This is a genomic window from Roseovarius sp. JB2-10 (assembly GCF_055693585.1).
In genome coordinates, this window is sequence record NZ_CM146337.1 from 627,420 (window position 1) to 640,655 (window position 13,236).

At 57.6% G+C, this 13,236-nt stretch carries 12 protein-coding genes and 1 pseudogene; 7 read left to right on the forward strand and 6 right to left on the reverse strand.

Translation table 11 applies throughout. The annotated features are described in order from the left end of the window. The first annotated feature begins 96 nt into the window (after window positions 1–96). From ACZ1HJ_RS03130 to ACZ1HJ_RS03150, 5 genes and pseudogenes are all read left to right on the forward strand, one after another. A complete protein-coding gene (locus ACZ1HJ_RS03130) occupies window positions 97–756 on the forward strand; it encodes an ABC transporter ATP-binding protein (protein WP_472720903.1) in 660 nt (219 codons plus the stop codon). Then, window positions 734–2,351, forward strand: a pseudogene (locus ACZ1HJ_RS03135) (KpsE/RkpR family capsule polysaccharide export protein). Before ACZ1HJ_RS03130 ends, ACZ1HJ_RS03135 begins: the two are co-directional and overlap by 23 nt. Before the next feature lie 37 nt (window positions 2,352–2,388). Continuing rightward, complete coding sequence (gene kdsA, locus ACZ1HJ_RS03140) at window positions 2,389–3,222, forward strand: 3-deoxy-8-phosphooctulonate synthase (protein WP_472720904.1); 834 nt, start codon at window positions 2,389–2,391, stop codon at window positions 3,220–3,222. Window positions 3,223–3,238: 16 nt separating this feature from the next. Beyond that, window positions 3,239–4,735, forward strand: coding sequence for a phosphomannomutase/phosphoglucomutase (locus tag ACZ1HJ_RS03145; protein ID WP_472720905.1), 1,497 nt, complete (start codon window positions 3,239–3,241; stop codon window positions 4,733–4,735). 96 nt (window positions 4,736–4,831) lie between these two features. Continuing rightward, window positions 4,832–5,563, forward strand: coding sequence for an SDR family NAD(P)-dependent oxidoreductase (locus ACZ1HJ_RS03150; protein WP_472720906.1), 732 nt, complete (start codon window positions 4,832–4,834; stop codon window positions 5,561–5,563). On the opposite strand, the gene ACZ1HJ_RS03155 is transcribed toward ACZ1HJ_RS03150, so the two are convergent. The 6 genes from ACZ1HJ_RS03155 to ACZ1HJ_RS03180 form a co-directional block, all read right to left on the reverse strand. Then, window positions 5,560–7,572 (reverse strand): M3 family metallopeptidase, encoded by a 2,013-nt coding sequence (locus tag ACZ1HJ_RS03155; RefSeq protein WP_472720907.1) that lies wholly within the window; start codon window positions 7,570–7,572, stop codon window positions 5,560–5,562. The two genes, ACZ1HJ_RS03150 and ACZ1HJ_RS03155, sit on opposite strands and share 4 nt — an antisense overlap. Next, on the reverse strand, window positions 7,550–8,623 hold the full coding sequence (locus tag ACZ1HJ_RS03160) for a HesA/MoeB/ThiF family protein (RefSeq protein WP_472720908.1): 1,074 nt from the start codon (window positions 8,621–8,623) through the stop codon (window positions 7,550–7,552). The genes ACZ1HJ_RS03155 and ACZ1HJ_RS03160 overlap by 23 nt, the downstream gene beginning before the upstream one ends. Further along, a complete protein-coding gene (gene dut, locus ACZ1HJ_RS03165) occupies window positions 8,623–9,084 on the reverse strand; it encodes a dUTP diphosphatase (RefSeq protein WP_472720909.1) in 462 nt (153 codons plus the stop codon). Before dut ends, ACZ1HJ_RS03160 begins: the two co-directional genes overlap by 1 nt. Window positions 9,085–9,107: 23 nt before the next feature. Beyond that, window positions 9,108–10,301: a bifunctional phosphopantothenoylcysteine decarboxylase/phosphopantothenate--cysteine ligase CoaBC gene (coaBC, locus tag ACZ1HJ_RS03170; RefSeq protein WP_472720910.1), complete on the reverse strand. Its 1,194-nt coding sequence runs from the start codon at window positions 10,299–10,301 to the stop codon at window positions 9,108–9,110. A 71-nt stretch (window positions 10,302–10,372) separates the two neighbouring features. Continuing rightward, entirely contained in the window at window positions 10,373–11,137 is a 765-nt protein-coding gene (locus tag ACZ1HJ_RS03175) for a ChaN family lipoprotein (RefSeq protein WP_472720911.1), read from the reverse strand. Continuing rightward, complete coding sequence (locus ACZ1HJ_RS03180) at window positions 11,134–12,012, reverse strand: RNA polymerase factor sigma-32 (RefSeq protein WP_472720912.1); 879 nt, start codon at window positions 12,010–12,012, stop codon at window positions 11,134–11,136. The genes ACZ1HJ_RS03175 and ACZ1HJ_RS03180 overlap by 4 nt, the downstream gene beginning before the upstream one ends. A 107-nt stretch (window positions 12,013–12,119) precedes the next feature. On the opposite strand from ACZ1HJ_RS03180, the gene cobU reads away from it, so the two are divergent. Together cobU and ACZ1HJ_RS03190 are read left to right on the forward strand one after the other, a co-directional pair. Continuing rightward, a complete protein-coding gene (cobU, locus tag ACZ1HJ_RS03185; RefSeq protein WP_472720913.1) occupies window positions 12,120–12,641 on the forward strand; it encodes a bifunctional adenosylcobinamide kinase/adenosylcobinamide-phosphate guanylyltransferase in 522 nt (173 codons plus the stop codon). Between the two features lie 4 nt (window positions 12,642–12,645). Further along, entirely contained in the window at window positions 12,646–13,209 is a 564-nt protein-coding gene (locus ACZ1HJ_RS03190) for a histidine phosphatase family protein (protein ID WP_472722141.1), read from the forward strand. The last annotated feature ends 27 nt before the right edge of the window (window positions 13,210–13,236 follow it).

Genomic DNA, 13,236 nt, shown 5'->3' on the forward strand with positions numbered 1-13,236 from the left:
TAAAATTACCACATAATGAGGGCAATTATGGCTAAGCATGCCTTAACAAAGCCCCGCTAAAAAGAGGGCAGACCAGAGCAGTACCGGAGCCTTTAGATGCTCGAGTTCGACAATGTCAGCAAGTCCTTCTGGACGGGCACACAACGCAAGGTGATCCTTGAAAAGGTCAGCTTTCGGGTGGAGCTTGGCCGGTCGCTTGGCATTTTGGCTCCGAACGGCACCGGCAAGACCACGCTGGTTAATATGATGGCCGGTCTGGAAAAACCGGACGAAGGCAACATCCGCCGTGATTGTCGTATCAGTTTTCCATTGGGGTTCATGGGCGGCGTCGTTAACAAGATTTCCGCGATGGAAAACAGCCGCTACATCGCCCGGCTCTATGGGCTGGACCCAGATTACATCGAAGCGTTTTGCCGGTGGATGTGCAATCTTGGTGAATATTTCGACCAGCCCTTGGGCACCTATTCATCCGGCATGCGCGCCCGGTTTACGTTTTCGCTGATGCTCGCCTTGGATTTCGATATCTATCTGATCGATGAAGGCATGCCCAGCTCGACCGACGTTGAGTTCAATCAAAAGGCCGGTGAAATCCTGCGCGAACGGTTGCGGACCACCACGGTCGTGATCGTTTCACATCAACCGTCAACGCTCGAAAAATTCGCCCGCGAGGCCGGGGTTTTGATGGGCGGCAAATTACACATGTTCGACACCTTGGAAGAGGCAAAGCAACTCTATGACTACGAAACCCAAGGCTAGAAAATTCCGCATAAGGCGCAACACGCCAACAACCGGGGCTGACGCCACGCCGCAGGAAAATGCTGCGCGCCCGGCAGAAGACGTCCCTGCGCCCGCTGCAGAGACAGGCGTGGAGGGTCAGGTCAGCTCCGCACGGGAAATGGAAACGTCCCAGAATATCGACGACATCCGCCGCGAGGGCCTGACCGGACGTCAATTGCGGATGGCACGACGCATGGCGCAGAAACACGGTTTGGCACCGGTGTCCGATTTCGACGCGGTGCGCCTGTTGCGTGCCAAAGGGATTGATCCTTTCAAACGCACAAACATTCTCGAAGTAGTGGCCGATGCAGACCAGCAGGGTGCGCAAAAACCAACTGGGAACACCGAACAAAAAGTCCAGTTGCCCCAAACCCTTCCGGCGGACCAACAGACGCTACCATCAACCGATCTCAATCCGGCCGATCGGCGCGCGTCGGAAATCATGGGCATTCAGCGCGACATCAGCAAACGGCGGCGGCGCAAACTTCTGCTTTTGCTGTCGCGCCTGACCGCGTTTGTTTTTCTGCCAACGCTTATTGCGGGCTATTACTACTACGTGGTTGCCACCCCGATGTACTCCACGAAGTCCGAATTCCTGATCCTGACCGCTGATGGCGGCGGCGGCAGTGCGGGGGGCCTGGGTGGATTGCTGCCCAGTCAGTTCGCTACCGGGCAGGATCTCGATTGCGACGCAGTCTTACCTGCAATCCAAAGATGCGATGTTGCGACTGGATGCGGATCTGGGGTTCCGGGCGCATTTCAGTCAGGACACCATCGACCCAATCCAGCGTCTGGATCCCGAAGCCAGCAACGAAGCGGCATACAAGCTCTACAAGAAATACATCAAGCTGGGATATGACCCAACTGAGGGCGTCATCAAAATGGAACTGTCGACGGCAGATCCAGCTGTCAGCGCGCTCTTTTCACAGCGTTTGATCGAATATGCCGAAGAACGTGTGGATGAGCTAAGCCGCGAAAAGCGGGTGGATGCGGTTGAAACCGCCGACAAGGGTCTGGAAGAAGCCAAGGCGGAGCGCCGCGCGGCCCAACAGCGTATGGTGCGTCTGCAAGAAGGTACAATCCTCGATCCCGAAGGTGAAATCGCCGGCATCCGGCAATTGGTCAGCACGGTGGAGCTGCAATTGCAGGAAAAGCAACTGGCGATGGATATCCAGCAAAACAACGCGCGGCCCAACAAGGCCAAAGTGGACGCGCTGAGTAGCGAGATCGAAGTGCTGACCGCGGAGTTGCGCAAACAAAAAGCCCGACTGAATCAAGCCACCGAAGGGGCCAGTTCCTTGGCGTCCCAGACGGCCGAAATCCAAATGGCGCAGGCCGATCTGGCCACGGCTGATCTGGTGCTGCAGGCAGCGCTGGAAAGCAAACGCCTCAGTGAAATCGAAGCAAACAAGCAGGTTCGGTATCTGACAGTGTCGGTGCGACCCGTGGCCTCGCAGGATCCCTCCTATCCGCGCGCGTTTGAGAATACGATCCTTGCCTTCCTGATCTTTGCCGGTATCTATCTGATGGTATCTCTGACCGCCTCGATCCTGAGGGAACAGGTGTCGTCATAGGGCCATTGAAGCCAGAGTGACCAAGGAACCGCCGACCATGAAACAGGTTGAAATCGCGGGGCTGCGCGTCGGAAATGACCAGCCATTGACCGTCATTGCGGGCCCCTGCCAGTTGGAAAGCGCAGACCACGCCCAGATGATTGCGGGCACGATGCGCGATGCCTGCGCTGCCTCGGGGGCGCAATTCATCTTCAAGGGTTCTTTTGACAAGGCGAACCGCACATCATTGTCCGGCAAACGCGGCCTCGGGATTGAGGATGGCTTGAAGGTCATGCAATCCGTCAAGGACGCGTTGAACGTCCCGGTTCTGACGGATGTGCACCTGCCCGATCAATGCGCCCCGGTCGCCAGTGTTTGTGATGTGTTGCAAATCCCTGCATTCCTGTGCCGCCAGACTGATCTGCTTTTGGCGGCTGGTGAAACGGGAGCGGTGATCAATATCAAAAAAGGACAGTTTCTGGCGCCGTGGGAAATGCCGAACATCATCACCAAGCTGGAGAGCACCGGCAACACACGCCTTTTGCTGACCGAACGCGGCACATCCTTTGGCTACAACACGCTGGTGGCCGACATGCGCAGCCTGCCGCAAATGGCAGCAACAGGGTATCCGGTGGTGATGGATGCGACCCATTCGGTACAGCAACCCGGCGGCAAGGGCGGCTCTAGCGGCGGACAGCGTGAATTTGCGCCGGTCATGGCCCGCGCCGCCGTCAGCCTTGGCATCGCCGCTGTTTTCATCGAAACCCACGAAGACCCTGACAACGCCCCATCAGACGGGCCGAATATGATTTACCTGTCCGAAATGCCCCATCTTGTTGACACATTGATGCGCTTTGACGAGTTGGCAAAAGACACACCAATTACGATCTGAAGAAAGAGTACTGACAGTGACCAAACCCCAGCCAAACGTCACCCCCAACACCTGGGAATTCCTCCGTGACGCGATGATTACGCCCACGGGCTTTCGCGAGTATGACGCCCGCTGGAAATATCCCGATGAGATCAACCTGCCAGGCATAACAGCGCTTGGTCTGGGTCTGGGGACGCAGATGCATGCGCGCGGGATCGAACCCGTCATTGCGGTTGGCAACGACTACCGCGACTATTCACTGTCGATCAAAAACGCCCTTATCTTGGGTCTGATGCGCGCAGGGATCACCGTCAAAGATATCGGCCCCTGCCTCAGCCCGATGGCCTATTTCAGTCAGTTTCACTTGGACGTTCCCGCGGTGGCCATGGTCACAGCCAGCCACAACCCAAATGGCTGGACTGGCGTGAAAATGGGCTTTGATCGCCCGCTGACCCACGGCCCGGACGAGATGTCCGAACTGCGCGACATCGTCCTGGAAGGCCGCGGTGAAACACGCCCCGGCGGCGCATATGAATTCATCGACGGCGTACGAGAGGCATATCTGGATGACCTTGTCGGGGATTTCAAAATGACCCGCAAACTGAAGGTTGTCTGCGCCACGGGTAACGGCACCGCCTGCGCCTTTGCGCCGGAACTTTTTGAACGCCTCGGCGTCGAAGTTGTGCCATCACACAATGAGCTGGATTACACCTTCCCACACTACAACCCCAACCCCGAAGCCATGGAAATGCTGCACGACATGAGTGACAGCGTGAAGGCCAGCGGTGCGGATTTTGCACTCGGGTTTGACGGCGATGGTGATCGCTGTGGTGTGGTGGATGACGAGGGTGAAGAGATTTTTGCCGACAAGGTTGGTGTCATCATGGCGCGCGATTTGTCCAAGCTGCATCCGAACAGCACGTTCGTCGCAGACGTGAAATCGACCGGGCTTTTTGCGTCCGATCCGGAACTGATCGCCAATGGTGTCAAGGCGGACTACTGGAAAACCGGGCACAGCCATATGAAACGCCGTGTCAAGGAAATCGGCGCTTTGGCAGGGTTTGAAAAATCAGGCCATTACTTTCTCGCCGAACCCGTAGGCCGTGGATACGATTGCGGCATGCGTGTCGCGGTTGAGATTTGCAAACTGATGGACCGCAATCCCGACATGTCGATGTCGGACCTGCGCCGCGCGCTGCCTGTCACCTATGCAACCCCCACCATGTCGCCGTGGTGCGCAGATACGGAAAAATACGATGTGCTGGAAAGGTTGGTGCAAAAACTGGTCGCCAAACATAACGCGGGAGAACAGATTGCGGGGCGTGCGATCAAAGAGGTCGTGACGGTAAATGGCGCACGTGTTATCCTCGACAATGGCAGTTGGGGACTGGTTCGCGCGTCGTCGAACACACCCAACCTTGTGGTCGTATGCGAGAGCAGCGAAAGCGATGACGAGATGCGCGCGATTTTTGCGGATATAGACGCCGTGATCCGAACCGAACCTTCCGTGGGTGAATACGACCAGACGATCTGAGAGGGCAGCCATGCGTGAGCGCTAAGCCACCGGGACACTGCCTATCGGCCAGCGCATTATGCGCATAGCCGGGTAACAGACCAAAGGACCAAGGACATGAGTGATCGCCGAAAGACTTTGTTGCTGACCGGCGCCAGCCGCGGGATCGGTCACGCCACCGTTCGCCACTTTGACAAGGCGGGCTGGCGCGTTTTGACCTGCTCGCGTCAGGCGTTTGATGACAATTGCCCGTGGGGCGGTGGTGAAGATCATGTGCAGGTTGACCTGTCCGAACCCAAAACCACCATCGAGGCAATCGAAACGATCCGCAGCAAGCTCGACGGGAAACTGGATGCGTTGGTCAACAATGCGGGCATTTCGCCCAAAGGACCCGAGGGAGAGCGCCTGAATACAATCGACACTGATTTACGGACATGGGGGCAGGTATTTCATGTCAATTTCTTCGCGTCTGTGGTGCTGGCCCGCGGTTTGAAAGACGAATTGGCCAAAGCGAAGGGCAGCGTGGTGAATGTGACCTCGATCGCAGGATCACGGGTGCATCCTTTTGCCGGTGCCGCCTATGCAACGTCCAAGGCAGCGCTGGCGGCACTGACCCGCGAAATGGCGCATGACTTTGGCCCCTTGGGCGTACGCGTCAACGCAATCGCACCGGGTGAAGTCGAAACCGCCATCCTGAGCCCGGGCACGGACAAGTTGGTGGAAAAGCTCCCCATGCGGCGCTTGGGACAGCCCGAAGAGGTCGCATCAGCGATCTATTTCCTGTGTTCGGATGCCAGTTCATACATCTCGGGCACCGAGATTGAAGTGAACGGCGCACAGCACGTTTAAGCCGCCAGCCCACGCCCTTTCAACAGCGCCTCGACACCGGGCAAGCGCCCTCTGAATGCAAGGTACAATTGTTCCGCATCGCGAGAGCCACCCGTGGACAGGATATGCGCCTCCAATGCTTTGGCCCGCTCGGCATCAAATGCCCCGCCAGCCTCTTCAAAGGCCGCAAAGGCGTCCGCATCCATAACTTCGGACCACATGTAACTGTAATAGCCGGAACTGTACCCATCGCCTGAAAACACATGCGCGAATTGCGGCGTGGCATGGCGCATTGTGATGGCGTGGGGCATGCCAATCTGCGCCAGCACATCGGCCTGTTTTGCCATCGGATCCGCAGGTGCGTCGCCCTCGTGGAACGCCAGATCAACCAGCGCAGAGGCCACATATTCAACCGTCTGGAACCCCATATCAAAGGTTGCGGCGCCCAATACCCTGTCGAGCATATCCTGTGGCATCGCCTCGCCGGTTTCAGCATGTGTGGCAAACTCAGCCAGCACCTCGGGTACCTCAAGCCAATGTTCATAAAGCTGGCTTGGCAATTCAACAAAATCACGCGCCACATTGGTCCCTGACATGCTTTCGTAGGTGACGTTCGACAGCATCTGATGCAGCGCATGGCCAAATTCGTGAAACAGCGTGCGCGCATCATCATAGCTCAATAATGCCGGGTCGCCCTTGGCAAAGTTACACACGTTGATCACAACGGGCCCCTGGCGTTTCGGGAAATTGGCCTGCCCGCGCATCGCCGAACACCACGCGCCGGATCGTTTTGACGCGCGGGCAAAGTAATCACCGATAAAGACGGCCACGTGTTCACCTGCCCGGGTCACTTCCCATGCCCGGCAGTCCGGATGATAGAGCGGCACATCGAGCGGTGTGAATTCAAGCTGGAAAAGCCGATTGGCGCAGGCGAACGCAGCCTCGATCATACGTTCAAGCTGCAAATAGGGCTTCAATGTCGCCTCGTCCAAATCGTGTTCCGCCTTGCGGCGTTTCTCAGCGTAGTAGCGCCAATCCCACGGCTCCAGCTCGGCATTTATGCCATCTTCCTGCATCATGGATGTCAGCACATTGGCGTCCGCCTCTGCCCGCTCCTTTGCCGGCTCCCACACATCCATCAGCAACGCCCGCACAGCGTCCGGCGTCTTGGCCATTTCCGTTTCAAGTTTGAAATCCGCGAAACTGTCATAGCCCAAAAGCTTTGCACGCTCTTGCCGCAACGCAAGCGTTTCCGCTGCAATCTCTCGATTGTCCGTGTCACCGCCATTGGCGCCCCGCGCGGCCCAAGCGTTGAATGCCTGCTCGCGCAAATCCCGGCGTGGGGAAAACTGCAGAAAAGGTACAATGAGCGAGCGGGACAGCGTGATCACCGGACCGTCCAAGCCCTTTTCCTGGCCCGCGGCGCGCGCCGCATCGACCACAAAATCCGGTAGGCCATCCAAATCGTCTTCCGACAACGCCATATGCCACGCAGCTTCATCCGCCAGCAAATTTTGCGTAAAGGCTGTCCCCAGCTCGGCCAAGCGTGACATGATTTGCCGCATCCGGATGTCCTGATCACCGGTCAAAGCAGCACCTGCCCGGACAAATCCCCGCCGCGTCAGATACAACAGCCGCGCTTGCTCTGGGGTCAACGTCAACGCTTCGCGATCCTGCCAAAGCGCGTCAATCCGGGCAAACAGCGCTTTGTTTGAATGAACTTCGGAGCTGTAGGCCGCCAGTTTCGGGCTGAAATCCCGCTGCAATTCCTGCCGCTTTGGATTGCTGTCCGCGCCGGCCAGCGAGAAAAAGACCGAGAGGACCTTGTCCAACGCCTTGCCGCAGGTTTCCAGCGCCTCAACTGTGTTGGCAAAACTCGGCGGGTCCACATTGTCGGCTATCGCGGCAATTTCAGAACGGGCCTGCGCCAACGCCTCGTCCAGAGCGGGGGCAAAATCCGCGTCTGAAACTTTGTCGAACGGGGCGATGTTGAACGGTGTAGTCCAGTCAGCCAGCAGCGGATTTGTCATGCATATCTCCTTGAGATCCACAGATAGGGCAATCTGCACGGGGTTTAAGTGTGATTTTTCGGCTTTCCCCAAAAAGGGCGTCATAGATCAACATCTCACCCCGCAACGATGTGCCCGCACCAGTGATCACTTTGATCGCCTCCGCCGCCATCATCGACCCCAATACGCCCGGCAAAGGGCCCAATACGCCTGCTTCCGCGCAAGAAGGTGCCAGTTCCGCCGCCGGGGCCTCGGGAAAGATGCATTGATAGCAGGGTGCGCCCTGCGCCGGGTCAAAGACACTCAGTTGACCCTCCCATTGTGATAGTGCCCCTGAAATCAACGGCTTGCCAGATGTGACGGCAGCCTCATTCACAAGATACCGGGTGCCGAAATTGTCGGTCCCGTCCAACACCAGATCATAGTCTTCAAAAAGCGCCGTCGCAATTTCAGCCGTCAGACGACGCTGATACGGGCGCACAGTGACCGATGGGTTCTGGGCCTGCATCGCGCGCATGGCCGATTGCACCTTGGGCAGTCCAATGTCCTCATCGCGGTGAATTACCTGACGCTGCAGGTTGGAATTGTCGACGATGTCATCATCGATCACGCCGATCGTTCCCACGCCTGCTGCCGCCAGGTAAAGCAAAACCGGTGAGCCCAGCCCGCCCGCGCCGATGACCAGCACCCGCGCATCGCGCAGCGCCTTTTGCCCCGGCCCGCCAATTTCACGCAGCACAATGTGACGCGCGTACCGGTCCAGTTGGGCCTCCGTGAACCTGTTGGGTGCTGGTTGCTTGTCCGTCTGCGGGCCAGATTCTGCTCGCAATTTCAACCGTCTCAACCCGGCGCGGTAGGCCACAAAAAGGGAGGCAAAACCGCCCAGCAACAACCAAGGTGCTGCGGTTTCTCCGGTTGACACCCGCAGCGGATTACCGTCGGGCAGAATGAAATGCAGCAGGACAACGCCCAGCCACAAAAACCCGATCATCGCCCACCGGAGGTTTTTTGGCGTGCCCATCGCGGCACCCAAACCCCATAATGCCGCAGCCATGAGGAGGACCAGAACCATCAGCCGTGCCCCGTTGAGCCAAACCCGCCAACACCGCGCACCGTAGCGTCCAGTGTCTCCACAAGATCGAACTGCGCTTTAACGACAGGTGCTACAATCATCTGCGCGATCCGCATGCCATGGATGACGTGAAACGGCTCAGGCCCCGCATTCAAAATGATCACGCCCAGCGGTCCGCGATAATCACTGTCGATGGTGCCCGGCGTATTGGGCAAGGTAAGTCCGTTTTTCAGCGCCAGACCAGAACGGGGCCGCAATTGAACCTCGAAACCCGGCGGGATCGCCATGCGCAACCCGGTTGGGATAAGCGCGCGGCCCATCGATGCAATCACAATGCCGTCGCGCTGATCTTCCGCAAAATTTGCCCGCAAGTCCGCCCCGGCCGCCCCGGCGGTTTCATACTGAGGCAAACCCAATGTCGGATCTGCGTCCTCTTCCCAAACGAATTCGATCCTGACCATCACCGCCCCCTTTTCGTGACCCTTCAGGCCAAAGCCTCGGCGATCCGCTCTGCCAGTTTGGCGGCCACGCGGTCCTTGGCCATCCGCGGCCAGTCTTCAGCGCCGTTGTCGGAAATCAAGGTAATGTCGTTTTCAGCGCCACCCATAATGCCGGTACTCGCACTGACGTCATTGGCAACGATCCAGTCACACCCCTTGCGTTGACGTTTGGCCGTTGCATTTTTCTCGACATCATCGGTTTCTGCCGCAAAGCCCACCACCAGACGGGGTCGGCCCTTTTTCAACTGGCTGACATACGCCAAAATGTCCGGGTTTTCGGCAAATTCCAGTTTGGGCAACCCGCCCTTGGTCTTTTTCATCTTACTGCTCTGGGCCTTTGCCACGCGCCAATCGGCCACAGCGGCGGCAAAGATGGCGGCATCTGCCGGCAAAGCGTCTTTTGTCGCCTCCAGCATTTCTTGTGCGGTTTGAACGGAAATCACCTCAACACCTTCAGGCGGAGCAACATCGGCGGGTCCTGTCACAAAAACAACGTTAGCGCCCAAAGCCGCAAGCGCCCGCGCGATGGCGGTGCCTTGCGCCCCCGACGAACGGTTGGCGATGTAGCGGACAGGATCAATCGGCTCATGCGTTGGGCCGGACGTCACAAGAATGCGTTTGCCCTTGAGCGGCCCATCGGCCAAAGCTGCCTCAACCGCCGCAACAATCTCCAGCGGTTCAGACATTCGGCCCGGACCATATTCACCGCACGCCATGTCCCCTTCGTTGGGTCCCACAAAGCGCACCCCGTCCTGCGCGAGCGTTTCCCGGTTTCGCGCCGTCGCCGGATGATCCCACATCCGCACATTCATCGCAGGTGCCACCAAAACCGGCGTATCGGTGGCCAGTAACAGTGTCGAAGCCAGATCATCCGCATGACCCTGTGCCATCTTGGCCATCAAATCCGCCGTGGCAGGGGCGACAACGATCAAATCCGCACTGCGGCTGAGTTCAATATGACCCATTTCAGCCTCATCTGTCAGATCAAAGAGATCGCTGAACACTTTCCGGCCCGCCAATGCCGACACCGACAACGGCGTGACAAATTCCGTGCCCGCGCGGGTCAAAACTGGTGTCACCTCGGCGCCGCGTTCCCGCAATCTTCGGATCAGATCCAGTGATTTAAACGCCGCAATACCCCCGCCAATGATCAGCAGAATGCGTTTCGATGCCAGCATGGGCCACGTTCCTTATAGGTCTGGCGCGACAGTATTGCGGGAAATTGGGGGAAACAAGGGCGCTCAGCGGCCTATTGAAAGGCTAGACATGGGTCAGGGCGCTCAATGGATGGGGCACTCAGAACCTTGTCATATGTGCCCGAAAGCGGCTGATCATCTTCTGTTTGACCAATCACCAGAATATCAAGATCTGGCGCGTAACCTGCCAGAAGGGCCGGCATACCCCAATCCTTGCGGGCATGGCCATTGCCAGTTATCACCACAACTGGTCCACCTGTTTCGACGAATGCCTGATGCGCGGCCTGCGCCAATGCTGCATCGCGGAGCCGTTGAAATTCAACCATCCCGGGCAGCGCTTCGGCGGGTAGCGCATTGCAATGAGACGCCATTTGCAGCGCTTCGCGCGCCTCCTGCTGCTCCGGGGGCAAGGGCTGATCCAAACCAAACGGCTCTTTCAGGGCATCAAACTTTTTGGCCAATGCTTCGCTCATCAACCGCCGCGAATTGGGTCCAGGAACGAGGGCGCCGTAAAGCCGGGCCTCAGGTGCGGCGTCGAATATTGGCGCATACATCTCAAAATCCGGCCAGCCGCCTTCAGACCAGCCCAGCACCCGTTCCAGTTTTTCCCGGGACGCGCGCACCGTATCAGACACTTTTTCCGTCCGCAGCGACGTCGCCATCTCCAAAACGATTGCCTTGGGTTGTATTTCTTCAACCTGCGCTGCCTGCACCTGATGATGGGCCGGGTTGTCGTGAATTTCACCAATGACAACAACATCTTGGGCGGCAAGATTGCCGCCCCACACAAGAATTGCCGCCGTTAGAAGAAACCTCATGCCAACAGGTTATGCACCTCGGACCCATGGCGTTCAAGGTGTTTGCGCATCTTTACAAATGCCGCCGCCTCGAGCTGGCGCACGCGTTCCTTGCTCAGGTTCAACTCGTCACCCAGACATTCCAGCGTACGGGGTTGTTCCCGCAGCTTACGCTCGCGCACGATAAACCGTTCCCGATCGTTCAAGGCGTCCATTGCCTGCGTCAACCATGTGCGCAGAGCCGCTTGATCGTGATCCTTTTCAACCAGCTCTTCGGCCTGTGGACCTTCATCTTCGATCGTGTCGACCCATTCCCGGCCCTCATCTTCTGCGGACTGCGTTGCGTTGAGCGAAAAATCCGACCCAGACAGCCGACCTTCCATCATTTCAACATCGCGCAAAGGCACGCCGACTTCACTGGCGATCATTTCACGCAACTGATGCCCATCCAGTTCCTCGCCCTTGGCCATCGCCTCACGCTCCAACCGCGCCTGAACACGACGCATGTTGAAAAACAGCGACTTTTGGCTGGATGTGCTGCCGGTGCGCACCATGGACCAGTTGCGCATCACATATTCCTGAATGGACGCTTTGATCCACCAAACGGCATAGGTCGAAAACCGCACGCCGCGGTCAGGATCGAATTTGTCAGCCGCTTTCATCAGCCCCAAACCGGCTTCCTGGATCAGGTCGTTCATCGGCGCGCCGTAGCGGCGGAACTTCGATGCCATCGAGATCGCCAGACGCATATACGCGTTGATCAATCGGTGGAGAGCTTCTTCGTCGCGCTCGTCGCGCCACGCGTAGGCCAGCGCGCGTTCGGTCTCTGCGTCCAGCATTTCGGCCTTCATCGCAGTCCGCGACATGTTGTTCTGATAAGGTGCGTCCAAAGGCATATTATACCCCCTGAGATATGGCTGCGTTACATGCGCTCTTTTTCAGTGTCTTAACCAGTGATACGCAGGCCAAATCAAAGCGGATCAAAAAACGGGTATAAAATCTGATGCTTCCAGAACTGACATTGGTCTTGGGCGGCGCTGCTTCAGGAAAGTCGGCCTTTGCTGAAAGCCTGGCCAAAGGCTCAAATCGCGGGCTGATTTATCTGGCAACGGCCGAAATCCGTGACAACGAAATGCGAGCAAAGGTCTATAAACACAAAGAAATGCGGGGGCAGGGCTGGAAAACGATTGAGGCGCCCATGGATTTGGGCTCTGCGCTCAACCGCGCACCGGGGGATCATATCGTCTTGTTGGATTGCGCCACGATGTGGTTGAGCAATCATTTGCTCGCCGAAAGCGATATGGACATGGCCGAGGCCGATCTGATGACCGCGCTTACACTTTCCGCAGCCCCGGTAATTGTGGTGTCAAACGAGGTGGGATTGTCGGTCGTTCCGGAAAATAAACTGGCGCGCACCTTTCGCGATGCACAAGGCGCGCTGAACCAGAAACTCGCGGCGAAAGCTGGATTGGTTGTCAACGTAACCGCCGGATTACCACAGGTTCTGAAGGGTAATCTTCCGTGAACCGATTTTTTGGGTCCGGCATGGCCCAACCCACGCCAAGGCGATGGTTGGATGGTCTGACATCCCGGCTGATCTGAGCGACAAGGAACAAATTGCCCGCCTGTCCGCCTACCTGCCCAACGATGCAGTTTTGATTTCGTCTGATCTGATCCGCGCCCACGATACGGCGGATGCGATCGGGGCCGGGCGGACGCGGTTACCGGATGACCCCGACCTGCGGGAAATCAATTTCGGCGCATGGGAAATGCAAGGGTTTGATGCGATCCCTAACCAGGCTCACGTGCGCGCGTTCTGGGACCAACCTGGTGACATACGACCGCCAGAGGGCGAAAGCTGGCACGAAGTTGTAGCACGGGTAGATCGCGCGACAGCCAGACTGATCTCGGCGCATCCCGGCCGCGATATCATTGTGGTCGCACATTTCGGGGCGATCCTGACGCAGGTGCAACAGGCATTGCAGGTCGGCGCGTACGAGGCATTTGGACACAAGATAGATAATCTTTCTGTCACCGAATTGCATTGGGATGGCGCGCGCTGGAGCGCCGCGCAGATCAATCACAATCCTTGATGGTATGGACCACAAGGTTTTGTTTCT